Origin of the sequence: Vibrio sp. 10N.247.311.14, assembly GCF_041467715.1 — a bacterium.
Lineage (GTDB): Bacteria > Pseudomonadota > Gammaproteobacteria > Enterobacterales > Vibrionaceae > Vibrio > Vibrio crassostreae_C.
This window is the reverse complement of sequence record NZ_JBFSVE010000022.1, coordinates 18,167-42,839: the sequence shown is the minus strand read 5'-3', so window position 1 is coordinate 42,839 and position 24,673 is coordinate 18,167. Positions and strand designations below refer to the sequence as shown.

At 45.1% G+C, this 24,673-nt stretch carries 24 protein-coding genes and 1 riboswitch; of the genes, 14 read left to right on the top strand and 10 right to left on the bottom strand.

Going from position 1 to position 24,673, the window contains the following annotated elements:
- Positions 1–3: 3 nt before the first annotated feature.
- From hpf to mgtE, 5 genes are all read left to right on the top strand, one after another.
- Entirely contained in the window at positions 4–291 is a 288-nt protein-coding gene (gene hpf, locus AB6F11_RS10295) for a ribosome hibernation promoting factor (RefSeq protein WP_009847742.1), read from the top strand.
- Position 292: 1 nt separating this feature from the next.
- Positions 293–754 carry a PTS IIA-like nitrogen regulatory protein PtsN gene (ptsN, locus tag AB6F11_RS10290; RefSeq protein ID WP_004738707.1) on the top strand — a complete coding sequence of 154 codons (462 nt, stop codon included), beginning with the start codon at positions 293–295 and terminating at the stop codon, positions 752–754.
- 1 nt (position 755) lies between these two features.
- A complete protein-coding gene (gene rapZ / locus AB6F11_RS10285) occupies positions 756–1,625 on the top strand; it encodes an RNase adapter RapZ (protein ID WP_102394281.1) in 870 nt (289 codons plus the stop codon).
- Positions 1,626–1,627: 2 nt separating this feature from the next.
- On the top strand, positions 1,628–1,903 hold the full coding sequence (locus AB6F11_RS10280; protein ID WP_008220439.1) for an HPr family phosphocarrier protein: 276 nt from the start codon (positions 1,628–1,630) through the stop codon (positions 1,901–1,903).
- Between the two features lie 148 nt (positions 1,904–2,051).
- Positions 2,052–3,407: a magnesium transporter gene (mgtE, locus tag AB6F11_RS10275; RefSeq protein ID WP_102394282.1), complete on the top strand. Its 1,356-nt coding sequence runs from the start codon at positions 2,052–2,054 to the stop codon at positions 3,405–3,407.
- A 96-nt stretch (positions 3,408–3,503) separates the two neighbouring features.
- On the opposite strand, the gene pmbA is transcribed toward mgtE, so the two are convergent.
- Positions 3,504–4,847: a metalloprotease PmbA gene (gene pmbA / locus AB6F11_RS10270; protein WP_017058910.1), complete on the bottom strand. Its 1,344-nt coding sequence runs from the start codon at positions 4,845–4,847 to the stop codon at positions 3,504–3,506.
- 118 nt (positions 4,848–4,965) lie between these two features.
- On the opposite strand from pmbA, the gene yjgA reads away from it, so the two are divergent.
- The gene (yjgA, locus tag AB6F11_RS10265; RefSeq protein ID WP_102394283.1) at positions 4,966–5,490 is read left to right on the top strand and encodes a ribosome biogenesis factor YjgA; all 525 of its coding nucleotides are present in this window, start codon (positions 4,966–4,968) and stop codon (positions 5,488–5,490) included.
- Between the two features lie 106 nt (positions 5,491–5,596).
- Here yjgA and thiQ read toward each other — a convergent pair whose 3' ends face one another.
- The 5 genes from thiQ to mpl form a co-directional block, all read right to left on the bottom strand.
- Positions 5,597–6,301: a thiamine ABC transporter ATP-binding protein gene (thiQ, locus tag AB6F11_RS10260; protein WP_017071293.1), complete on the bottom strand. Its 705-nt coding sequence runs from the start codon at positions 6,299–6,301 to the stop codon at positions 5,597–5,599.
- The gene (gene thiP / locus AB6F11_RS10255; protein ID WP_017071294.1) at positions 6,301–7,914 is read right to left on the bottom strand and encodes a thiamine/thiamine pyrophosphate ABC transporter permease ThiP; all 1,614 of its coding nucleotides are present in this window, start codon (positions 7,912–7,914) and stop codon (positions 6,301–6,303) included. Before thiP ends, thiQ begins: the two co-directional genes overlap by 1 nt.
- Before the next feature lie 92 nt (positions 7,915–8,006).
- Positions 8,007–8,999 (bottom strand): thiamine ABC transporter substrate binding subunit, encoded by a 993-nt coding sequence (gene thiB, locus AB6F11_RS10250; protein ID WP_017058906.1) that lies wholly within the window; start codon positions 8,997–8,999, stop codon positions 8,007–8,009.
- Positions 9,000–9,052: 53 nt separating this feature from the next.
- Positions 9,053–9,172: riboswitch (TPP riboswitch) on the bottom strand.
- A 43-nt stretch (positions 9,173–9,215) separates the two neighbouring features.
- Entirely contained in the window at positions 9,216–9,839 is a 624-nt protein-coding gene (locus AB6F11_RS10245) for a flavin prenyltransferase UbiX (protein WP_016787846.1), read from the bottom strand.
- A 38-nt stretch (positions 9,840–9,877) separates the two neighbouring features.
- The gene (gene mpl / locus AB6F11_RS10240; RefSeq protein WP_102394284.1) at positions 9,878–11,236 is read right to left on the bottom strand and encodes a UDP-N-acetylmuramate:L-alanyl-gamma-D-glutamyl-meso-diaminopimelate ligase; all 1,359 of its coding nucleotides are present in this window, start codon (positions 11,234–11,236) and stop codon (positions 9,878–9,880) included.
- 270 nt (positions 11,237–11,506) lie between these two features.
- Between mpl and fbp the strand changes: the two genes are divergently transcribed.
- A complete protein-coding gene (gene fbp, locus AB6F11_RS10235; protein WP_008220458.1) occupies positions 11,507–12,517 on the top strand; it encodes a class 1 fructose-bisphosphatase in 1,011 nt (336 codons plus the stop codon).
- 87 nt (positions 12,518–12,604) lie between these two features.
- On the opposite strand, the gene AB6F11_RS10230 is transcribed toward fbp, so the two are convergent.
- From AB6F11_RS10230 to AB6F11_RS10220, 3 genes are read right to left on the bottom strand one after another with little or no spacing between them, the layout of a single operon-like run.
- On the bottom strand, positions 12,605–12,961 hold the full coding sequence (locus tag AB6F11_RS10230; protein WP_017069403.1) for a gamma-glutamylcyclotransferase: 357 nt from the start codon (positions 12,959–12,961) through the stop codon (positions 12,605–12,607).
- An 18-nt stretch (positions 12,962–12,979) separates the two neighbouring features.
- Positions 12,980–16,738, bottom strand: a complete 3,759-nt coding sequence (locus AB6F11_RS10225; RefSeq protein WP_017058901.1) for a translocation/assembly module TamB domain-containing protein — start codon at positions 16,736–16,738, stop codon at positions 12,980–12,982.
- Positions 16,735–18,447, bottom strand: coding sequence for an autotransporter assembly complex family protein (locus tag AB6F11_RS10220; protein WP_102394285.1), 1,713 nt, complete (start codon positions 18,445–18,447; stop codon positions 16,735–16,737). The genes AB6F11_RS10225 and AB6F11_RS10220 overlap by 4 nt, the downstream gene beginning before the upstream one ends.
- Positions 18,448–18,642: 195 nt before the next feature.
- Between AB6F11_RS10220 and msrA the strand changes: the two genes are divergently transcribed.
- Positions 18,643–19,272: a peptide-methionine (S)-S-oxide reductase MsrA gene (gene msrA / locus AB6F11_RS10215; protein WP_102394286.1), complete on the top strand. Its 630-nt coding sequence runs from the start codon at positions 18,643–18,645 to the stop codon at positions 19,270–19,272.
- A gap of 110 nt (positions 19,273–19,382) precedes the next feature.
- Here the strand turns inward: msrA and AB6F11_RS10210 are convergent, their stop codons facing one another.
- A complete protein-coding gene (locus tag AB6F11_RS10210; RefSeq protein WP_017058898.1) occupies positions 19,383–19,583 on the bottom strand; it encodes a DUF1107 family protein in 201 nt (66 codons plus the stop codon).
- A gap of 253 nt (positions 19,584–19,836) precedes the next feature.
- Here AB6F11_RS10210 and AB6F11_RS10205 point away from each other — a divergent pair, with 253 nt between their 5' ends.
- The 6 genes from AB6F11_RS10205 to AB6F11_RS10180 all read left to right on the top strand — a co-directional run bounded on the left by AB6F11_RS10205 (position 19,837) and on the right by AB6F11_RS10180 (position 24,186).
- Positions 19,837–20,388, top strand: a complete 552-nt coding sequence (locus tag AB6F11_RS10205) for a YtfJ family protein (protein ID WP_017063723.1) — start codon at positions 19,837–19,839, stop codon at positions 20,386–20,388.
- Between the two features lie 91 nt (positions 20,389–20,479).
- Positions 20,480–20,770 carry a DUF2607 family protein gene (locus AB6F11_RS10200; protein ID WP_017063722.1) on the top strand — a complete coding sequence of 97 codons (291 nt, stop codon included), beginning with the start codon at positions 20,480–20,482 and terminating at the stop codon, positions 20,768–20,770.
- 40 nt (positions 20,771–20,810) lie between these two features.
- Positions 20,811–21,542, top strand: a complete 732-nt coding sequence (locus tag AB6F11_RS10195) for a DUF2796 domain-containing protein (protein ID WP_102398082.1) — start codon at positions 20,811–20,813, stop codon at positions 21,540–21,542.
- 141 nt (positions 21,543–21,683) lie between these two features.
- Entirely contained in the window at positions 21,684–22,400 is a 717-nt protein-coding gene (locus AB6F11_RS10190; protein WP_017058894.1) for an ABC transporter ATP-binding protein, read from the top strand.
- Entirely contained in the window at positions 22,397–23,656 is a 1,260-nt protein-coding gene (locus AB6F11_RS10185) for an ABC transporter permease (protein ID WP_017058893.1), read from the top strand. The genes AB6F11_RS10190 and AB6F11_RS10185 overlap by 4 nt, the downstream gene beginning before the upstream one ends.
- A 14-nt stretch (positions 23,657–23,670) precedes the next feature.
- Entirely contained in the window at positions 23,671–24,186 is a 516-nt protein-coding gene (locus AB6F11_RS10180) for a DUF3299 domain-containing protein (protein WP_017058892.1), read from the top strand.
- Positions 24,187–24,673 lie beyond the last annotated feature (487 nt).

The window sequence follows — 24,673 nt, the reverse complement described above, 5'->3', positions numbered from 1 at the left end:
TCTATGCAAATCAATATTCAAGGCCATCACGTTGATCTTACCGATTCAATGCAAGACTATGTTCACACCAAATTCGACAAACTTGAGCGCTTCTTTGATCATATCAATAGCGTTCAGGTTGTTTTAAAAGTTGAGAAAATCAATCAAATCGCAGAAGCTACCCTGCATATAAATCAGGGGGAAATCCATGCGACAGCAACAGATGAAAGCATGTATGCCGCGATTGATTCATTGGTTGATAAACTCGTCCGCCAACTCAACAAGCACAAAGAAAAGCTAAGTAGTCACTAACATGCAATTAAGCGAAGTACTTTCATTGGACTGCACCAAAAGTGCAGTCCAATGCACAAGCAAAAAAAGAGCCCTTGAGCTCATCAGCCAGATCGCAGCAGAAAGCTGCGGTCAAGATTCAACAGAGCTATTTGAGTGTATGTTGAGCCGTGAGAAGATGGGCAGTACCGGTATTGGTAATGGTATCGCGATTCCACATGCTCGTATGAATGTCAGTGATAAAGCGATAGCTGTATTACTGCAATGCCAAGATCCTATCGAATTTGATGCGATTGATAATCGTCCTGTCGACCTACTATTTGCCCTGCTTGTTCCTAGCGAACAATGCAAAGAGCATCTAAAAACCCTTTCTTGTATGGCAGAACGACTAAACGACAAGCAGACTCTTAAACAGCTGCGTAATGCTCAGAGCGATCAAGAGCTTTACGACATCATGATTCAAGTGCCAACTTGCGAGCAATAACATGCGATTAATCGTGGTTAGTGGCCAATCAGGGGCCGGTAAAAGTGTTGCGTTACGAGTCCTAGAAGACTTGGGGTATTACTGTGTCGATAATCTACCAGTAAACCTGCTCAAGAACTTTGTCGAATCGGTACGCGAAAGCAACCAAAACGTTGCGGTAAGTATTGATATACGTAACCTACCGAAAGAGCCTCAGTTAGTCACCGACACGCTCGAGCAACTCGAGTCAGCTACAAACATCGATGTTGATGTATTGTTCCTCGATGCCAGCAAGCAGACACTCCTTAAGCGCTACAGCGAAACCCGCAGAATCCACCCTTTATCAATTGGCCAAGAGAAACTTTCTCTAGAGCAGGCTATTGATTTAGAAAAGACACTTCTCAGTCCTCTAGCAGAGCAAGCCAGCATTGTGATTGATAGCAGTGACTGCAACCTCTACGAGTTGAGTGAAAAAGTGCGCTTTAAAGTCGAAGGCAAAGAGAAGCAAGAACTAATCATTGTCTTTCAATCTTTCGGCTTTAAATTTGGTCTGCCAAGCGATGCCGACTACGTGTTTGATGTTCGCTTCTTACCAAACCCTCACTGGGAACCTGCACTACGACCACTAACCGGGCTAGATGCACCAATTCACTCCTTTCTAGAAGAACACTCAGAAGTTCTGGAACTCAAGCAACAGATCCAAGGCTTTGTTGAACAGTGGTTACCAATGTTAGAGAAGAACAATCGCAGTTACCTAACGGTCGCGATTGGCTGTACTGGCGGCAAACACCGCTCGGTTTATCTAACCCAGAAAATTGGTGAGTACTTTGAGCAACTTGGCCATCAAGTTCAAATCAGACACGCCTCCCTAGAGAAGCACCAACAGGGCTAACCATGGAATTAACTCGAACTGTACTGATCCAAAATCGCTTGGGTCTTCACGCTAGAGCAGCCGTAAAGTTGGTTGAGCTTGCACAAAGCTTTGATGCCACTATCACAATTCATAGTGAAGAAGATAAAAGTGCCACCGCAGACAGCGTAATGGGACTATTGATGCTGGAGTCAGCCCAAGGCCAACACATCACGATTCAAGCTTCGGGTACTGATTCACAACAAGCACTTGATGCCGTTTGCCACCTTATCGAAGATAAATTTGATGAGGGTGAGTAGCTAAGACGCTTTACTCACAACACCGCAAACTCAAACGGTGAACCAACCTATATTAAATCTTAGTTCTACCTAAGTTTATGATTTAAATAAGCCCTAGAATTAAGTTACTATTCCAAGCATTGTAAGAATAATGAGATAGGAGGAAAATATGGCAGAGCAATTAGAATTCGACCAAGCTCACCAAACCCTCCAAGAAGTCAGCGAAGCCCTAGAAAACGGCCGATTTGTTCACGTACGCCGACAACTTCAGGACATGGAACCTGAGGATATTGCACACCTTTTAGAAGCCTCCCCTCGCAAAAGTCGTGACGTACTCTGGCAACTCACCGATCCTGAAGACTACGGTGAAATTCTTGATGAACTAAACGAAGACGTCAAAGATGCTCTTGTGTCGAAAATGGCACCTGAGACCTTGGCAGAAGCAACCGAAGGTATGGAAACCGATGACGTCGCGTACGTACTTCGAAGCCTACCCGACGATGTTTCTCGCGAAGTCCTTTCTCAAATGGACTCCGTCGATCGTGCATTAGTTGAAACTGCCCTGTCGTACCCTGAAGATTCAGCGGGTGCGATCATGAACACCGACGTAATCACGATTCGTGGTGATGTCGATATTGACGTTGTATTGCGCTACATGCGTATGCGTGGCGAACTGCCGGATGCAACTGATGCTCTGTATGTTATTGATGAAGAAGAACGTCTTATCGGTAACCTATCACTTACCACGCTAGTAACGACTCAACCTGATGTCCCTGTTTCAGAAGTGATGGATGATGCCGACGAAGCGATCGCGGTAGAAACCAGTGCGTCAGATATCGCGAGCCTGTTTGAACGTCGTAACTGGGTTTCTGCGCCTGTCATCGATAGTAACCAGCACCTTGTTGGTCGTATCACCATCGATGACGTGGTTGATGTTATCCGTGAAGATGCCGAACACTCAATGATGAGTATGGCGGGTATGGACGATGACGAAGATACCTTCGCACCGGTCGTAAAATCTGCTCGTCGTCGTAGTGTGTGGCTTGGTGCTAACGTACTCGCAGCACTGGCGGCAGCATCTGTATCAAACATGTTTGAAGCAACGCTCGATCAAATGGCAGCGATTGCGGTTCTGATGACTATCGTGCCTTCGATGGGGGGTGTTGCGGGTAACCAAACCGTTGCTCTGGTGATTCGTGGTTTGGCACTCGGTCATATCGGTGACAGTAACAAACGCGAACTGCTACTCAAAGAGGCAGCCATCGGCTTCCTAAACGGCGTTCTATGGGCCGTTATCATTGGTGGTATCGTTGTAGCTTGGAAAGGTAACTGGATACTGGGAGGCATCATCTCAGCGGCGATGATGACCAACTTGATTGTCGCAGGTATTGCTGGTGTAACTATCCCAGTGATGTTGAAGAAGATGAATATCGATCCAGCCCTTGCTGGCGGTATGGCACTGACCACAGTAACCGATGTTATTGGCCTATCGGTGTTCCTAGGCTTAGCGACCATACTGATCTAGTTAGCATAAGCAGCTAGCCAATTTTTGGCGAAATACAGAAAACAAAAAGGGAGCCACGGCTCCCTTTTTTAATTCATCAGATTCGCTTTAATTGAATTACTCACCCGCGACTTTCATCGACTCAAGCAGGATAGAACCCGTTTGAATTTGCGAACGTGTTTCTACGTCGTTACCCACAGCAACAATCTGAGTAAACATGTCTTTTAGGTTACCTGCGATTGTTACTTCTGATACTGGGTATTGGATCTCTCCGTTTTCAACCCAGAAACCTGCAGCGCCACGTGAATAATCACCCGTTACGGTGTTTACGCCTTGGCCCATCACTTCAGTGACTAGGAAGCCAGTACCCAACTCTTTTAGCATCTGCTCAAAGTTTTGACCGGTCGATTTAACGAACCAGTTATGAATACCACCAGCATGACCGGTTGGCGTCATATCCATCTTACGTGCGGCATAGCTCGTTAGTAGGTAAGTTGCTAGCACACCGTCAGTGATGATTTCACGATCTTGAGTGAACACACCTTCGCTATCGAATGGGCTTGAAGCCAAACCACGCAAGATATGTGGTCGCTCAGAAATGTTAAACCAGTCAGGTAGGATTTTCTGACCGAGATGATCCAATAGGAATGACGACTTGCGGTAAAGGTTACCGCCACTGATCGCCATAACAAGGTGACCAATCAAGCCAGTTGCCACATCATTAGCGAACATAATTGGGTACTGGCCTGTTGGTAGCTTTTTCGCATCCAAACGGCTAATGGTCTTTTCTGCAGCTTCTTGACCTACACGCTCAGGCGTCCACAGCTCGTCACGGTGACGTGCAACGGTGTAGCTGTAGTCACGTTCCATCTCACCGTTAGCGCCTTGTCCAATTACACAGCAGCTCGTGCTATGACGACTAGAAGCATAGCTTGCTAGTAAGCCATGGCTGTTACCATAAACCTTAACGCCATAGTGGCTGTCGTAGCTTGCGCCATCACTCTGTTTGATCTTATCGCTATAAGCTAACGCTTGCTTCTCAGCAGCAATCGCAATCTCAGCGGCATAGTCAGGGTTTGGTTCATCAGGGTGAAAAAGATCCAAATCTGGAATTTCTTTTACCATGTATTCTTTTGCCGCAGGACCGGCAAATGGGTCTTCAGAAGTATACTGAGCGATATCAAGTGCGGCCGCGACGGTTTGAGCAATCGCCTTTTCACTCAGATCAGATGTAGATGCGCTGCCTTTTTTCTGGCCGCGATAAACAGTAATACCTAGCGCACCATCACTATTAAATTCAACGTTTTCCACTTCACACATACGTGTTGAAACACTTAAACCCGTTGACTTAGTAATAGCGACCTCAGCTGCGTCTGCACTCACTGATGCCATATCCAACGCTTTAGCTACTGCGGCTTCTAGCTCAACTCTTTGCTGGGCGACTTGCTGTTTTACATCCATATCTATTCTAATTTTTTAGGTCAATATTACGTAGGATAACAAGAATTTCGCTTTCTCCCCAAGATTCTTGCTAAAATAGGCAATATATTCGTTTGAGATAGTGACATAGGCAGAAAAGATGGCTCGCAAAAACCAAAAAGCCCCATGGGAACCAGAAGAAGAAATCATCTGGGTAAGTAAGACAGAAATGAAAACCGACATGGAAGCGCTACAAAAACTGGGGGAAGAACTTGTTTCCCTGAAGCCTTCTGTATTAGACAAGTTTCCTCTGTCTGAAGATTTGGCACAAGCGATTAAAGATGCACAACGCTTTAAAAATGAAGCGAAGCGCCGTCAACTTCAATACATTGGTAAAGTAATGCGCAATGTTGATCCTGAGCCAATTCAAGCGGCTTTGGATAAAGTACGTAACAAGCACTCACAAGCAACAGCTGAACTACATAAGCTTGAGCAACTGCGTGATCGTGTTGTTGCTGAAGGTGATGCGGCTATTTCAGAAGTAATGGAAATGTACCCTGAAGCAGACCGTCAGCGTCTTCGTCAGCTAGCTCGCCAAGCTAACAAAGAGAAATCAGCGAACAAGCCAGCAAAGGCTTCTCGTGAAATCTTCCAAATCTTAAAAGAGCTAAAGCTAGAAGACTAATCTTTGTCGCTTTATTCTGTAAGACAATAAAAGACCTAGCGCATGCTAGGTCTTTTTGTTTTCTACGTACTCAATATCAGAGAGATTAAACAAGAGTGATGAATCGTCACTCACCCGCTTTAACAAATGAGCTTAATTCTGTCTGTGGATGATCCGCCGTCAGTGCCTCTATCGAGTCTTCAACCAACACCTTACCTAGCGCCACAAACACAAACTTATTCGCGATACTGCGTGCGTCACCTAAATGGTGAGTCACCATCAAGACCGTAATATTTCGCTCTGCCGCTAATCGCTTCACTAAGCTAAGCATCTCTTCACGCAGCAAAGGATCAAGCGCAGAGAAAGGTTCATCAAGCAGCCAAATATCATGAGGTTGGACAAAACAACGCGCTAACGCAACACGCTGGCGTTGACCGCCGGATAAGTGCTCAGGCAACCTATCCAAATACTCAGCGACGCCAACTTGCGCTGCGGCTTGCTCCACAGCTTGCTTTTGGGTTGCAGTAAGCTTTAAACCTGGATGCAGACCTAAACCAATATTTTCTCGCACCGTAAGGTGAGCAAACAGGTTGTGCTCTTGAAACAACATCGCCAACGGACGCTGATGTGCTTCTTTACCAATAAGCGACTGCCCAGCCACTGATATCTCACCCGATGTAGGCTCGATGAAACCAGCAACTAGCGCCAACAGTGTAGACTTACCCGCACCACTCGGCCCCATAAGCGCAACAATATCGCCCTGCTCAGCTTGAAAATCAAAGCTAAACAACTCTCTGTGATAGTGGTAATCCACATCTTTCATCACTAACATCATCGGTTCCTTAATTCTTTAGCATCGAGCTTAGATCTTCGAGTAAATAAGAATTCTATTAAGCTAAAGCTGCCGACACTCAATAACAGTAAGCTCACAGAAACTACCGCCGCCGCTTCCATTTGATAGCTGCCTAACAATTGGAATAGGTACAAAGGCAGAGTTCTAAAATCTTGGCTACCAAACAAGGCAATCGCGCTTAAATCACCCATCGCCAACATAAAGCTGATCGAGAAGGCTTGCGCCATCGGCTTACGCAATGCTCGCCACTCCACTAACCTAAAACGCGTGAAACCTGTCATACCCAAGCTTGCACACACATACTGGTACTGCTGAGACAAATGCAGCATAGGTTGAGCTAGGGTTTTAATTACGTAAGGCAGCGCCATTAAGCTGTTGACGGCAATCACGATAAAGAAAGCTAAACTGAATACATCGGTGAATGAACGCAGTAATAAGAAGATACCCGTACTGATCACCAGCCCCGGAGTCACCAAGATAATAGCGCCAATCAGCTCGATTTTATCGGCTCGAAAATTCTTGTTCTGTAAACGCCATGCTCGGCTAGTCAGTAGTATGGCGATACCAATACCAACTGCGATAACACTTGCTAATGACGCAACTTTAACCGAGGTCATTAACGCCGCCCAAAACGGCTCGCTGCTGAGTACGGTTAATGCCTGCGAGTTAATTCCATTGACGATAACCATAGCTAATGGCGGCAATACCAGCATTGAGACTATGATGATCCAAAAGCTATCCCAAGCTTTTGACCACCAGCTGTCCTTAACCAAATATTTCTCTTCCGACAGCTGACTGGCCGTCACTGAAATAGGCTTCGATAGGCGTTGAATGCTCACCGCTAGCACACCACACAGCAGCATTTGCCATATCGCGAGCAAGGCACCAGCTTGAAGGTCAAAGTCGAATTTAATCGCCTGATAAATAGCGAGCTCGATAGTGGTTGATTTAGGTCCACCGCCTAGCGCCATCACGGTAGCAAAGCTGGTAAAACACAACATGAAGACTAAGCCACACACATGTGGTAATTGCTGTCTTAAGCGAGGCCATTCAACCCATCTGAATTTGTTCCAATGACTCATACCCAAGTGAGCACAAAGCTTGTGTTGCTCGGCAGGCACGGTATCTAACGCTTGCAGAAGTAAGCGACTGGCATAAGGCAAGTTGAAGAAAACGTGCGCCAGCAAAATACCATTCAATCCGTATATGGAAAATGGCAATTCAATATCGAAGTTCGCCAAAAACTTAGCTAACCAACCACTATTGCCATAGATCGCAAGTAAGCCAAATACACCCACTAACACTGGCAGGACTAAGGTCGACGCGAACAGCCTTAACAACAAAGCGCGTCCAAAAAATTGTCTACGACACAGCGCATGAGCAATAGGTATAGCAAAGCCAACACTCAGCACCGTTGAGAGTGTCGCCTGATAAAAACTGAATTTCGTTACATGCCAATAGTAGGGATCGGACCATACTTGGCTGATATCAAGAGAAGGGGCATTGCTAAGCAATGCCCCAACTGCTGAAACCACGAAGGCGGTAATGAGTATCGCTACCCAAATCCCAACCTTAGGTGTTTTCTTTATCATAGATTGATTTTTTACCGTAAATGGTTCGCTCAGTTAACATCGAACAAACCTTTAAATACAGAAAGTTAGAAAGCTAATTTTTTAAAAGCAAATTAAAAAGTAAGTGCACTCTGCCATTCACGAATCCATGGCTTACGCTTAGCTGCAATTTCTTCGGGCGTAAAGCTTAGCGCTTTCTGAGGAACCGTAAGTTGCTCGAACCCTTTTGGAAGCTCAATATCGGTCACTGGGTACATCCAGTTGCCTGTTGGCATCGCCGATTGGAATTCATCACTTAGGATAAACGCCATAAACTCATCAGCAAGCTTTTCGTTCTTGCTGCCTTTAACCTTAGCGGCCACTTCCACTTGAGTGTAATGCCCTTCTTCGAAGCTTGCTGCTGCATACTTAGAATCGCTCTCTGCAATAATGTGGTAAGCCGGAGACGTTGTATAAGACAACACTAAATCCGACTCGCCTTCTAGGAACATAGAGTAAGCTTCAGACCAGCCTTTGGTTACAGTCACTGTTTTCTGAGCAAGCTTCTTCCATGCTGCTGTCGCTTCATCACCGTATACTGATTTCATCCAAAGCATCATGCCTTGGCCTGGTGTTGATGTACGTGGATCTTGGTAGATGACCTTAAGATCATCACGCTGCTCAACCAGTTCTTTCAAGCTCTTCGGCGGGTTTTCCAGTTTCTCTTTATTGTAAACAAAAGCAAAGTAGCCAAAGTCATAGGGTACAAAAGTGCTGTCGTTCCAACCATTAGGAAGCGTTACCGATGACGTATCAACATTATGCTCAGCCAATAAGCCCGTCGCTTTCGCTTCAGCCATCAGGTTGTTGTCGAGACCTAGCAAGATATCGGCTTTGCTGTTGCCGCCCTCAAGACGTAAACGGTTCAGAATAGACACGCCATCTTCTAGAGCGACAAAATTCACATCACAACCACACTTCTCTTCGAATGCTTTTTCAACGGCAGGACGAGGGCCCCAATCCGCAGCAAAAGAGTCATAGGTGTATACAGTCAAAGTGTTGTCTGCAGCAAAGGCAGAAAAAGAAATAGCTGTAGTAACAGCAAGGGTAGTTAATGTGAATTTCACTGGACGCTCTCCATGGTCTGAGCGGCACAGGTTTGAGGGAGGAGAACGGTAGAGGTTGTTCCTAACTCAATTCCTACGCCAGCATTATCTGGTTCAGGTTTACGGGTCCCAAGCACCTGCTTGATCTCAGCTCGCATTCATTATTTGAATGGTTCGCTCCCCGATGAGTGTTCAGAATTGTAATTTGATTTTTAACAATAAGCTATCAAGTTTGGATCAATTACGTTGATCGTAACCCCAACGTGGCACTAAACCTTGTTCGATACCAAGGTGATCTAGAATACGCGCCACCATAAAGTCGACCAGATCTTCAATTGACTTGGGTTGATGATAAAAACCCGGAGCTGCAGGCATGATCGTTACGCCCATGGTCGAAAGTTTGTGCATGTTCTCGAGATGAAGCGTCGAAAATGGCGTCTCGCGAACCACCAACAACAATTGGCCTCGCTCTTTCATGACTACGTCTGCTGCTCGCTCAATCAGGTTATCTGATAGACCATGAGCAATCGAAGCCAAGCTTCCCGCTGAACATGGACAAACGACCATCTGTTTAGGTGCTGCTGAACCAGAGGCAACCGGCGAGAACCAATCATCTTTGCCACACACCACCAGCTTTTCAGGGTCGCAGCCAAGATGTTTAACCAAAGCTTGTTTCGCCGCATCTGGCCCAGCAGGTAACTTAAGTTCATGCTCGGTCGCCAATACCACTCGCGCTGCCGATGAAATCAGCAAGTAGACCTGATAATCGGCTGCCAAAAGGCATTCAAGTAAACGCAGGCCATAAGGCGCACCGGATGCGCCAGTGAAAGCAAGGGTTATCGCTTTATCGTGTTTTGTCATGTTCTCAATTACTTCAAATTATAAGGTCGTGGATGCCGTTAGCCTTTGAGTGCCAATCCATCCAACAGTTTTTGATGAATGCCACCAAAGCCACCATTACTCATTACCAAAATTTGGTCGCCAGCTTGTGCCTCTGAGACAATTTTAGCAACGAATGCATCCATGTCATCACTCACGTGTGCCGGTTGGTGACAAGCGTCTGCAACATCTTGAACTGACCAATCAATGTTATCCGGTTGGAATAAGTAGGTAGAATCCGCTTGTTTAAGCGAATCAGCCAAGGTTTCTTTATGCACACCACGCTTCATGGTGGCAGAACGAGGCTCTAAAACAGCAATGATTTTTTTCGTATCGACCTTATTACGTAAGCCACCCAGAGTAAGTTCAATCGCTGTAGGATGATGAGCAAAATCATCATAAACAGACACACCTGCCACCTCGCCTTTAAACTCCAAACGGCGCTTAGTATTAATAAAGGTAGCTAGTGATTCACAAGCAAGGTCAGGTGTCACGCCCACATGACGTGCAGCTGCAATCGCCATCAAGGCATTACTTACGTTATGATCGCCAACCAAATCCCAGTCTACGGTTCCAACACATTCGTCTTGGAAATAGACCTCAAATTTGGAGCCATCTTTAACCAGTTTCTTAGCATCCCAATCGCCAAGTTCGCCGCTCGATTCAGTCTCACTCCAACACCCACGAGATAGAACATCTTCAATAGCCGTATCTTGCTTAGGTGAGAAAATGCGACCATTACTTGGCACAGTGCGAACCAAATGATGAAATTGTCGCTTAATCGCTTCAAGATCGTCAAAGATGTCCGCATGATCGAACTCTAGGTTATTCATCACTAAGGTTCTTGGGTGGTAATGAACGAACTTAGATCGTTTATCGAAAAAAGCACTGTCGTATTCGTCGGCTTCTACCACGAAGAACATGCTTTCACCAAGGCGAGCAGAGATACCAAAGTTACCCAACACTCCGCCAACTAAGAAGCCCGGTGCATAGCCACAGTCTTCCAAGATCCAAGCCAACATGCTTGATGTCGTGGTCTTACCGTGCGTTCCCGATACCGCTAACACCCAACGGTTATGCAGTAAGAACTCTTGCAACCACTGAGGACCAGAGGTGTATCTAAGGTTGTTATCCAACACATACTCAACACACGGATTACCGCGGCTCATTGCGTTACCGATAACCACGAGATCTGGCCTTGGTTCTAATTGGCTAGGGTTGAACCCTTCAATAATTTCAATCCCTTGTGATTCCAACAAGGTGCTCATTGGTGGGTAAACATTCGCGTCACTACCCGTAACCTTGTGACCTAATTGACGAGCCAATACCGCAGCACCACCCATGAAGGTGCCACAAATTCCTAAGATATGAATATGCATAAATTGCTTCCAAACGCTTGGCTAAATAAACAGTGCCTAATTAAAACGGCTTGCACTCATTATCATTAAATGGCGATTAAAAGCGAGCGGCAATGCAAAACAAATTGAGTCGACATAGTAAGTGAGATCTGTGTCGCTTAGTTCATTACCATTAAAAAGATCTAACCTTTAGAATTTAGGTAAGCGTCTAGATGAATAAAGCCCACTCAAGAGGCCGAATCTACAGTGCTCAAATCCCCCCTAATATTGAGAGAAGTTTAAGGAAATAACATGTCTGAGATGCGCACCCTTGGTGAGTTCATTGTTGAGAAACAGAGTGACTTCCCCCATGCAAGCGGTGATCTATCATCCCTTTTGTCGTCTATTCGACTTGCTGCAAAAATTGTTAACCGTGAGATCAACAAGGCTGGCCTAGTCGACATCACTGGCGCTGTTGGTACAGACAACGTGCAAGGTGAAGAGCAGCAAAAGCTAGACCTTTACGCGAACGACAAATTTAAAGCGGCTCTAGAAGCCCGTGACCAAGTTTGTGGTGTTGCAAGTGAAGAAGAAGACGAAGCGGTTGCCTTCAATAAAGAGCTCAACAAAAACGCAAAATACGTCGTGTTGATGGACCCACTTGATGGTTCATCAAATATCGATGTAAATGTATCGGTTGGTACGATTTTCTCTATCTACCGCCGTGTCTCTCCAATCGGAACACCACCGACTCAAGAAGACTTCCTGCAACCAGGTCACAAACAGGTAGCTGCCGGCTACGTAATTTACGGTTCTTCAACCATGCTGGTTTACACAACTGGTGCTGGCGTAAATGGTTTCACCTACGATCCATCTCTGGGTACTTTCTGTCTATCTCATGAAAACATGATGATTCCAGACGAAGGCAAGATCTACTCGATCAACGAAGGTAACTACATCCGCTTCCCAACCGGTGTTAAGAAGTACATCAAATACTGTCAGGAAAGCGAGCCAAGCGATAACCGCCCTTACACGTCACGTTACATTGGTTCTCTTGTGTCTGATTTCCACCGTAACTTGCTAAAAGGCGGCATCTACTTATACCCAAGTACAGAGAGCCACCCTCAAGGTAAATTGCGTTTGCTTTATGAATGCAACCCTATTGCTTTCCTTATGGAGCAAGCTGGCGGTATTGCATCAGACGGTGCACAGCGTATCATGGATATCAAACCAACTGAGCTACACCAACGTGTGCCTTTCTTCGTTGGTTCAACAAAAATGGTACGTAAAGTAGAAGAGTTTCTTGAGCTGAACCCTGAGTAACCCTCTCATTTCATTCTCAAACTAACGCTATTAAAAAGCCAGCACCTCAGTGCTGGCTTTTTGTTGTCTCGTAAGGTGATTAACTAGTTAGGAATCATTGTTCCGCTGACACCAGTTACCCGAAAGTATTTCTTTATTAGCTGTTAGATCAAGCTGATACAAATATACCCATGCTAATCCAAATATAGTCTCTATTTGCTCGCGACGATACTCAACAGGAACATCTTCTAGCCGATCGAGCGACTCTAAAATTTCGTCGTTAATGATATAGACCTCACCAGCGACACTTTTCTTTCCCAAAATCATCGCCGGATAGGCACCTAAATCAAAAAGTGCGTATTCCTTAGGTGTATCAAACTGCCCTAATAAATCGCAGCCCTGCAAATAATGGTGATTGGACTGACCTTGCCTCAAGGTTCCATAGACAAAAACAAGATGCTGCATATGCCCTCCCATACGGCTCTACTCGAACTCAAATTGATAGAGAAGATCCACAGCACTGTCTAGGCCAGAAACAGCTTCAACATAGAGATCCTGCATCAATCTATAACGAACGGTAAACTCACCTAACGAGTTAAAGATACCCACACCATACTTCACCTGTAAGCCAGGCAGGATGTAACCACTTACCGTCACTTGAGAGTCATCGCCAGAGCCTGCAGTATCCAGTTGCAAGTCCTTTACACCAAAGGCTTCACCGATTTCACCAACAACCTTACCACTCTTCGCTAAACTCAAACCGATTAAAGTCGTTGTCATCGAACCGCTCGACTCACCGTCGATATCTTGGCCACGCAAAATATAAGACAGTGCGTTCGCTTGTGGCATCGCTGGGTCAGAATAAATCTCGATGGTAGGCTCTGTCGCAGGGCCAGTCACTCGAATACCAGCGGTCACGTCATCCTGAGTATTATCAGGATTACGAATCGCGTTGATGGCTACGTATGGCTGATCCGGTGGTCCATTCATTAGGATCTTACCCTCTTCGATCAAGAGGTCTTGCCCGAATGATTGATAAGTACCATCGACGATGTTCACTTCACCTGTAATAAATGGACCTTGGTCTTTTTGAGCCACGTTGAGCTTACCGACCAAATCACCTTCAAGACCGAAGGCAGACAGTTTAAAGTCATCACCAATGGAGATATTAATATTCGTCATCACATTGAATGGAATCGTATCTTCGTTTTCTGGCTCTAGATCTTTATTCAAAATAACCTGATCAGAAGAGACGCCAACCGCTGACGGTGGTAAATCTTCAACAACAATTCGTCCCCATGGTAATGCAATATCACCGGTGATTTTCGCCAGATCTGGTGTGACATCAATAGTCATATCAGGTACGACCTTCACCTTAACCATCGGTGGGATATCAACCATCAACTCATCAGCGAAAACTCTAACGTTCGAATGCCATGCTTTAAGATCTTGCCAATCTCCGGTTCCCTCAATATCAAGGTGACCATCAGGTGTTTCGACATTCGCATCCAGTTTTGCACTATAACCATCAAAGTCGAGGTCGATGCGGCCATCTTTCACATCAACAGGCGTAACATCGCCTTTGACTTGAATACCATCAACAGAGAATTGACCAAAGACTTGAGGGTGCATCAGAGAGCCTTTAACTTGAAGATCACTCTCAAGGTCGGCTTTCAATAAGCTGTATTCACCTAGAATTGGTTGTAAGAAATCAAGATGGAACGTGGTCAGCTTAATTGCCGCATCGACCATTTTGTCTTCGGCAAGAATATCCGGTAACGACACCGTGCCAGACAGGTCACCATTGTCGGAAACATCCAACTTAAAATCGGCATCCAGTTTGTTGTCTTTCAGTTGGGCATTCAATGCAACGCTTTCCCAACCCAGTGTGATTGGCTCACCCACTTGTTGAACAACCTGACCTTTCGGCATATCAACGCTTACCGTGACTTCAGGCTCATCTTGTTCAGACCACTTTGCATGAGCAGTCGCATTGACTAAGCCCTGTAATTGCGTCTCTTTAGGCACAAAGGCTTTAATCTGCTCGAAATCGAATTGATTGATGGCTACCTTGGCCTCACCCGATTTTCCGACACGAACGTCTTCATCCAAACACACGCTCGAACCCGATTGTTTCCAACAGTGCGCTTGAACATCGGCAAACTGTTTATCAACATCCGCATTTATCGCGACAGGTTGATCTAACACCCAAGGACCTTGCTGAGTGGTGATTTTGACTCTGTCTAACGATCCATACCAAATAAGAGAAGGCTTTTGAATCAACTCTCCGGAAATAGCTAAGCTTGTAGACACGATGTCGGATATCACATCAAGTGTCACTGTGTGTTTCTTCTCACCACCACTCACCGTGAGATCAATGCTTTTTACGCTCTGATCTTGATAGGTTAGGTTGTTAGCTTTTAATTCAAGATCAGCTTGAGCTTCAGGTAATGGCAGAGGAACCACAGAACCATTAAGCGACAAGGATTCTAGTGTTGCTTCGTTATTCCAATCTACCTTATCCACATTTAGAGCGAGATCGACTTCAGGCTTTTTCGTTGGACCACTGAGCTGGATGTTACCAATCACTTTACCTTTCAAATCAGGGACGCTTTTTACAAGCTCAGGGAAGTGAATCTCAACACCCATGTCCCATTTCTTATCAAGCTCACCCTGAGCCTTAATCGAGTTAACACCGTGAGCTAAGCTCAAACCACTGGTTTTCAGTTTTGGTTCACCGCTCGCGCTGCGATCCGACGCTGACAACTGACCTTCGATATCCAGAGGGTATTCTCGCAAGATCCCTTCAATATCCAATTTAGGCAGTTCAATCGCCCAGCCGCCCGCTTCAGTCAACTCACCTGAGGTGACGATGTTTCCACTAATGTTGCCCTCAGCTTCTGGCCACTGCAGACCCGGTTGAATATCTTTGAGTGTCACGTCAGCTTGCCAGTTAACGAGACTCTTCCAGTTCGCTTTAACGACACCGTTAAGCTCACCGCCTAGCGTGTTGAGCTTTAGACGCTCGAGAACAATTTGTTCCGTCGTGCCTTTACCCTGTAGATCGATGGCTAATTCAGGGATTTCCTTACCATCGGCTTCACCTTTAAGAAGAACATTAAAACCATCTAGTGAGCCATCAGCTTTAAATTGCTCAATTGTCGCTTGGTAATCGCTTTTTCCGGTAAGGGGCCACTGTGCTTGTCCGCCCTCTAAAAGAAGGTCAAATGGCAGAGTCGGTTCTAAGGGTTGAATATCCCCAGACAACTTTGCCTCAATCAGCTCAGAAAATTGGGAGTCTAGGTTTAGCTTAGCCACGCTGCCTTGTGCTTTCAGAGACAACTTCTGCCCAACAAGGTCGGTTTCTTTCACCAACGCATCCAAAGAAAGTTCTAGCGGGTAACCGCCCTTGAGCTCAACCTTCGTGGTTAGATTGGCGCTTGCTTGTGGCATATCGAGTTCGAGAGTTGAAACATCAACCGTGTGTTTGCCCGCGCGAGCTTCTAACCCAAGGTGGTTAACAACGATTGGTGTTTCTTGTTCTAAGGTGAAACGGTTGAGGTCAAAACGCTCCAACACAACCTGCAGAGGAATCCAGACTTCCGGCAATTCGATAGCCGTTTTAACGGCAGCTTTTGGCTCAACCTTTTCTGCTTGCGGTTCTTCTGTCGACTCAGCGAGTTTAACCTTAAGATCATTGAATAAGGTTGGCGATACAGTTAGCTTTTCGCCCTGCATACTCAAAGCCGTAGAGAACAAGCTCCATTCAATTTCATGCCCTAAGATATTCAACTTGATATCAGACAAAGCGATACGGTTGATTACGATTGGCAACGGTGTTTTTACCGATGTTACGGGCGGAGTAGGTTCTGTTTCTTCTGTAGAGGCCGGAGGCAGTTCAGTAAATGCGAAGTCCAATCCTTGAATCGCTAAACGATCGACACACAACTTAGGGTCGAGCAGACAGCGAGGATTAATCGCCAAGTTCAGCTTTTGAACTTTGGTGTCTATATGCAGGCTGTCATCTTTAAACTGAACATTATTAAGCGTAAAGCTCGGGAAAAGAGCCCCTTTAGTGCTTTCCACTTTAAGCTGTGGCAACGCTTTTTCAGCGCCCCACAACACAGTGTTCAACCCTGGATTGGTGAACAAAACAAAACCTAGCAAGGCTATCAACAACAGCAAAATAGACGTCAATGAGATCGACGTCCACTTGATGCACTTGCCCATCACTTTGATCATAATTCTGGCCCTAAACTAAAGTGTAACTGGAACTCATCACCTTTTGCTGCATCTAGACCCCAAGCAAAATCTAAGCTCACAGGGCCGACGGGCGACGCCCAACGAACCCCGACGCCGGTACCATGTTTCCATTCAGGTTTATCATTGAAGGCATCACCAATGTCGTAGAATGCTGCGCCCCACCAGTTTCCAACCAAGCGGTATTGGTATTCAAACGAGCTGGTTGCAATGAATTTGGCACCCGTTAGTGCGCCACTTTCATCTCGAGGAGAGATCGACTCATAACCATAACCACGAATGCTATTGTCACCACCAGCAAAGAATCTTAGGGAGGGAGATAGCTTATCAAACTCGTCGGCAAAGTTGCCGCCAAATTGAAGTCGAGTTAAGCCTCGGTGATTGTCGCCAATGCTTCGAATCCAAGCGGTTTGACCTTGAAAACGAACAACCTTAGTTTCAGATAACAAGGTATCATCACCCGCTTCAACCATAATGGTTTGTTTATCGCCCCACATCGGCATCGAACCGCCTCGCGTTCGAGTGCGTGAGAAAGAGATACCCGGCAGCACAAATTGCGCTAAATCATCCTGCAAACCTTGCTCATAGTTTTCGACCAAGTATCGAATGAAGACCGTGCGTTGCCAACCGTTATCCAGTCGCCAATATCTTTCTAGCGCTAAGTTTGACTCCAAACTCTTGGTATCACGATTATCCAAGTTTTTCATACCGTACTTAACTTGATAGTAGTCGTTCAGCACGTCATCCAGAGGGATTTTATAGGTAGCGGTAATCGTCTGTTCAGGTTTAGAAATCGACAGGCTGCTATTGAAGCTATGGCCTTGTTCATTAACCCAAGGTTTTTTCCACTTCAGAGTGCCTTTTACGCCAAGGTCGGTGGATACACCGATACCCGTTTCGATTTGGTTACGAGCTTGCGGAGCAAGGCTAACCTTCATCGGGATCTCTCGGCCTTCGCCTAACTGGCTTAAATCTGGTTCAACAAATACCGAGGAGAACCAATCCGTATTGGACAGGTTTTGGTTGTACTCACCGACTTTGATGATTGAGTAAGGTTCGCCATCCTCAAATGGTTTAAGTGACTGCACCTTATCTTCTTCTATCTGGCTACCAGTAACCTGAGTAGTACCAAAGTGATAGCGGATACCACTGTTATAATGAAGACGAACATAAGCGCGGTTCAATTCAGGAGCGACTTCTAGCTTACTAAGATCATAAGCACCATCGAAGTAGCCTTTCGCTAAGCCAAGGTTGCGGATCGACGATTTCAAAGAGTCATAATTACCATGATTCAGAGTCGAACCTTTAGACAAGCTACTCTTCGCTATCAAGGCTAAAAAGTCTGGGTCATCCTTGGCTTCACCAGTTAGAACGATATCTGAAGTATAAATAACAACAGGCTCTCCCGGCTCAACCGTAACGGTCATTTCGGTATCATCTTCGGAGTGAGTAAATGTGATTTTAGGGTGGTAGTAGCCTAACGCATTCAGGGCTTCTTTAATCATAGATTCCAAGCGGGATTGGAATCTTAGTGAAACCGAATACTCTTCTTCAGGGATCGCACTCAGATAAGCATCAACATTATCCTCAAGCGCTCCATCTAGCCCTTTGATTTCAAGGGAAACGTCAGCGAAAGCGAGCGTCGATGACAATAGAGTGCCAATCAGAACTGGTAAAGTTTTTCTTATCATGTTTAATTGGTGAAGAAGTTATCAATACGTTAATAAGTGAAAAGAAATAATACCGCTAAATAGGCATTGAGTCTGTAATAAATCCTGGAATAACACGGTCTAATTTAAAGACTTATTCAATATTGACCAACAGTTAATATGAACCCACGTTAAATAAAAGCCAGCGCGGTAAACGTATGCGAAAAGGAATATAACATGCTAAACAAACAACAACTGGTTTATGCAGCAACCGCACTACCGGGAAATGCTGACCCAATTCGAATCACTGAGCGCCATTTCGTCAATCAAACCGACCTGCTCGATGCACCCACGGGCTCTCAACAAGAAGTCCTGTTTGGTATGGGGTGCTTCTGGGGAGCTGAGCGTTTGTTTTGGCAATTGGATGGCGTTATTTCAACATCCGTTGGTTACGCTGGCGGATACACAGTTAATCCCACTTATGAACAAGTATGTACTGGGCAAACCGGCCATACCGAGGTCGTTCGTGTCATATTTGATAGTGAACAAACCTCTCTAGCTCGAATACTTGAAACCTTTTGGGAGCGTCATGACCCAACTCAAGGGATGCGCCAAGGCAACGATTTAGGGACTCAGTACCGTTCTGCGATTTACACCTTCAGTGAAGAACAACAATCTATCGCTGAGCACTCTAAACGTGAATATCAACGAGCAATGACTGAATCTTTAGGCAACGAGATCACGACGGAAGTTCTGCCTGCTGGAAAATATTTTTTCGCAGAAACCTACCACCAGCAATACCTAGCTAAAAATCCGAATGGGTATTGCGGGTTGGGTGGAACAGGTGTGTGCTTCCCTCCGCAATAATGTGCGTTAGGCATACAAGCTAGAACAACATCCATTAAAAAAAGGGCTTCCATCAGGAAGCCCTTTTCATTGTTAATCTATTCGGTGCAAGACAAATCGATAAAGCTCAGTTACACCGGCAACGCTGCAATGGTGCCGTTAACTTCTTTAAAAATAGTGAGCTTTTGTTTGTCTGAAACTTCAGGAAGTAGCACCTTGCCTTGGTCGAAGCGAAACTCTCCAACACCTTCGATGGCAAATTGGCCTTTGAACAGGACTTTAACGAAACGCGCCACCTGACGTGGACGGTAAGTAGAAAATTTTCTTAACATAATACAACCTCAATTCCATTTGAGTACTACAGTCACATACCTGAACAGCGTCGCTGTTCAAAGCACATTTAATCGCTAATTCCTTTAGCAAACAGCAAGATAATCTATTGTTCATCTTGATATTGATGCATTATACCTTTTGGTAACAAGCCTGCAACTTCTTTCTACGTCGTACGATAAAAAAGTTAAAGAGGCATTTTTCAAATTTCATATTATACTTCCTGTGCAAACCAATAAGCGGAACAAAAATATAATGAAAAACAAAACTCTACTGGCTTTTCTAGCCGCAGCCTCTCCACTCTTCGCCAATGCTCACAACCTATCAGTAGGCGCTACCCTGCCTGCCGTCGATGTGAGTAACTATGGTGAGATTGTTCTAAACGACGGAAATACTGGATATCAAGCTTGGGCAACCAATGATCTTCTAGGTAAAGTTCGCGTCGTTCAAGCTATCGCTGGCCGCAGCAGCTCTAAAGAGCTCAACGCACCACTGATGGCAGCCATTACCGCATCGAAATTCTCAGAAGACAGCTACCAAACCACCACTATCATCAACCAAGATGATGCGATTTGGGGTACTGGGTCTTTTGTTAAGTCCTCTGCCGAAAGCAGCAAAGAAGAATTTCCATGGTCTTCTATGGTCCTAGATGAAGACGGCGCCGTTGCGTCAACATGGGCTCTAAAAGAAGAAAGCTCAGCGATTATCGTTCAAGACAAGCAAGGTAAAATCTTGTTTGTAAAAGAAGGTGCATTAAACGAATCAGAAGTCACTCAAGTCATTGAGTTGATTAAAGCGAGCCTTTAATAAGATATTCGCGTCTTTTTCGAGACCTAACCAAAGGATATTGTTATATTATAACAGTATCCTTTTTTTAATTCTGTGGTTAATCATCCTGATGTGGCAAAACACACCCAACAATGTGAAACGCAAAACAGGCTTCTTGCTTGGGCTTATGCTCATGTTAAGCGTGTTAGCCGCAACACACATTGTGGATATCGCACCAGAGCACCACACTTCACACCATTGTGAGCTGTTTTCGCTTAATCAGTTCATCACAGCGCACTCACTACCACAGATTCCAGAGTTCCATTCGGAATTTACTGTCGCTATTACAGAGTCAGTAACTTCACTACAGCGGCTATATTTCGCTTATTTGGCACGCTCACCTCCTGTAAATATCGCTTAATTACCACTACTTTTTAATTAACCTTTATTCAGGAAAAAACATGAAACCTACTTTTTTAGCCGTTGTTATCGGCATGACTGTCTCTACAAATGCTCTAGCTAACGAAGAATTCCGCTCTCATGATGCACACGTACATGGCCAAGTTGAAGTAAACATCGCGCAAGATGGGCAAGAATTGCTTGTTGAAGTAACAGCTCCAGGCGCAGATGTGGTTGGGTTTGAACATGCTCCAAAAACTGCAGAACAGAAGAAAGTGTTTGAACAGGCTATCGCACAATTAAACAAGCCAGAAGAGCTGTTTAGTTTTAACAATGCGAGTTGTACTCTGAAGTTCAAGTCAGTAGCAAACACCTTAGAAGGCGGTCATGACGACCATGAAGGCCATGAAGGCCATGACCATGCGGAACACGGTCATGGCGACCACAAAGACCATGATCACGCTGAACACGATCATGACGACCACAAAGACCATGACCACGCTGAACACGATCATGATGACCACAAAGACCATGACCACGCTGAGCACGATCATGATGACCACGAAGGTCACGACCACCACGATCATGAAGGCCACGATCACTCAGAAGGTGGCCACGGTGAGTTCACTGTTGAGTACCACTATGAATGTTCAGATGTTGCTAAGCTAGACACAGTTAGCACTCAGTGGTTCTCTAAGTTCAGCAACACTGAAAAAATGACGGTGAACCTACTAACAGACACAGCTCAAGTACAAGAAGTGCTTAACGCAGAGCGTATTAGTTTCCGATTCTAATCACTCCTAGATCGGATTAAACGTAAAATAAACAGCCAGGTAAGTCATCGCTTACTTGGCTGTTCAAATCGGTGTGTTCCTGGGAATTTATGTTTCAAATTACTGTCCAGTAGATACACCGCTTTAATTATTGGAGCTAGCATGTCTTCTGACAGTTCATCACTTGTGGTCAAACTCGAAAATATCAGCTTTCGTTGGAAGCCTGAATTACCACCAACGCTAGAGATCCCCTCTCTTCACATCCAAGCCCAAGAGCACCTTTTTATTAAAGGGCCAAGTGGTTGTGGAAAATCAACTTTGTTAGGGCTACTGACCGGAATCAACCAAGCTGAGCAAGGAGAAGTCTCTATCCTTGATCAAGACCTCACTCAGCTTACACCTCGTCAAAGAGATAAATTCAGAGCCGATCATATTGGTTATATTTTCCAACAATTTAACCTGCTTCCTTATCTATCAGTTATCGATAACGTGACGCTTCCTTGCCAGTTTTCACAGATACGTAAACAGCAAGTCGCTGAAAGCCAGAAAAGCTTACAAGAGACGGCTCGAGAGTTGTTACTCAGATTAAAACTACCTCAAGCTTTAATGGACAAGCCCGTTACCGAGTTAAGCATCGGTCAACAACAACGTGTTGCTGCCGCTCGTGCTTTGATCGGCCAACCCAAAATCATTATTGCCGACGAGCCAACCTCGGCTTTGGATCATGACAACCGAGAAGCTTTTATCGAACTGTTGTTAGAACAAGCCAACCAGGCAGGTTCTACTCTTATCTTTGTTAGCCATGATCCAACACTAGAAAAGTTGTTCACTCGAACCATAGATTTAAAAACCGTTAACCAAGCTAAGGTTGTCGTATGAAAGTAATTACTCACTTAGCCTTAAAAAGCGTACTCAACCGTAAAGCCACAGCCATTCTAACTATTCTCACTGTGGCTGTATCCGTCATTCTATTACTCGGTGTGGAACGTGTAAGAACCGAAGCTAAGAGCAGCTTCGCCAATACGATTTCAGGTACTGACCTTATCGTCGGTGGCCGCTCTGGTCAGGTAAACCTGCTGCTTTATTCCGTATTTAGAATCGGTAATGCGACCAACAACATCGACTGGAAAAGCTATGAAGAATTTAGCCAGCACAACGCTGTAAAGTGGGCGATCCCAATCTCATTGGGTGATTCACATAAAGGCTTCCGCGTAATGGGCACGAACCATAGCTACTTCGAGAATTATCGCTATGGAAGTAAGCAACCACTTACTTTTCAGCAAGGCAAAGAGTTTAATCAGCTATTTGACGTAGTGATTGGTGCCGACGTCGCGAAGAAGCTAGATTACAAAATAGGTGATCAAATCATTCTTGCGCACGGTATCAGTGATGTTGCGTTTAGCCGTCACGATAATCTGCCCTTCAAGATTGTGGGAATACTCGCGCCAACAGGAACACCAGTAGACAAAACCGTACACGTATCGCTAGAGGCAATCGAAGCAATTCATGTTGGCTGGGAATCAGGTGCCAACCTCGGGCACACACCGAATGCTGAAGCGCTAAAGCAACGTGACTTCCAACCGAAGCAGATTACCGCGATGATGGTTGGCCTTAAATCGAAGATCCAAACCTTCGCACTGCAACGAGAAATCAATAACTACCGCCAAGAACCTTTAAGCGCCATTATGCCGGGCATTGCGCTTCACGAATTGTGGGGAATGATGGCTGTAGCAGAACAAGCATTACTGATTGTTTCAGGGTTTGTTGTTGTCGCCGGATTATTGGGTATGCTCAGTAGCCTACTCACTAGCTTGCAAGAAAGGCGTCGAGAGATGGCTATCCTACGTGCGATGGGCGCAAGACCTCGTCATGTGTTTGGTTTACTGATCAGTGAAGCCAGTGCACTAACCTTCCTTGGCATTACATTAGGTGTTGCAGTATTGTTTGCGCTGATCGCAGTGGTTGCTCCTATTGTGCAACAAAGTTATGGTATCAACATATCGATATCCGCAATCACACCGCATGAGTGGAAACTGCTTATGCTGGTACAAGTTGCTGGAATCATTATCGGCTTTATTCCCGCTTTCAGGGCTTACCGCCAGTCATTGTCTGATGGCATGACGATTCGAATCTAAAATAGGAACCTACGATGCAACGCAAATTCCTACTGATACTTGGGCTACTTCTGTTCCCATTTATCAGTACAGCTCACGCTGAAACCACTCAGAATGACGAATCGGTATTAACACTTGAATGGATTGATTTGATTCCAGAATCAGAACGTGCTCAGCTAGATTCATTTGGTATGCCGATGGTTGACCACAATAGTATGGACAAACCTCAACAATCGACACTTGGTGCTGTTCGCCCAGAGCTGAATGGCAGCACAGTGAAGATTCCTGGCTTTGTGATTCCATTGGAAGGTGATGAGAATATGATCACTGAGTTTCTGCTGGTACCGTACTTTGGCGCATGTATCCACGTGCCACCGCCGCCACCGAACCAAATCATCTACGTGAAGTTCCCGAAAGGTGCACCAATACAGCAGTTATGGGATGTGATCTATTTGGTCGGAACGCTGAAAACTGAGTCAATCAGCCATGACTTAGCGCAAACCGGTTATCTTATTGAAGGTACTGCGATTGAAGAGTATGACGACATGTAGTCATTAGAAGGGTGGCTCAAGGATGAGCTGCCGTCACTGAACGAGTGTGATCATTCAATAACAGTTTAATAACGATAATTTTCTTCTGAATTACGCGATGTAATTAGATAAGTAAGCTAGAACAGCGACATAAATCGCGAGTAATAACCCTATACTAAGCTGTTTCTTCAGCTTGTTATCATTGACTTGATTCATAACTCCTCCCTGAGAATTACAACAAATTTAACATTTTATTATCATTAACAAAAGTAAAATTTTGTTGAAACCTTCAACTATGCTCGCAAAATCTAGCCACCAATAAGATAAAGAGTTACATTTTAGACAGTTATACCAATCACAATAAGTAAGTGTTCAGAAATAGCGTAGGAAAAAGCCTTGAGAACAAGGCGGAGCTTTTTGATAAGTAGTTATTCTACAATCAAAAATTGTAGCTCAGTTATCAAGCGTTTTAACAAGCTAGGCTGAGCAATTATTTACTACGATTGGT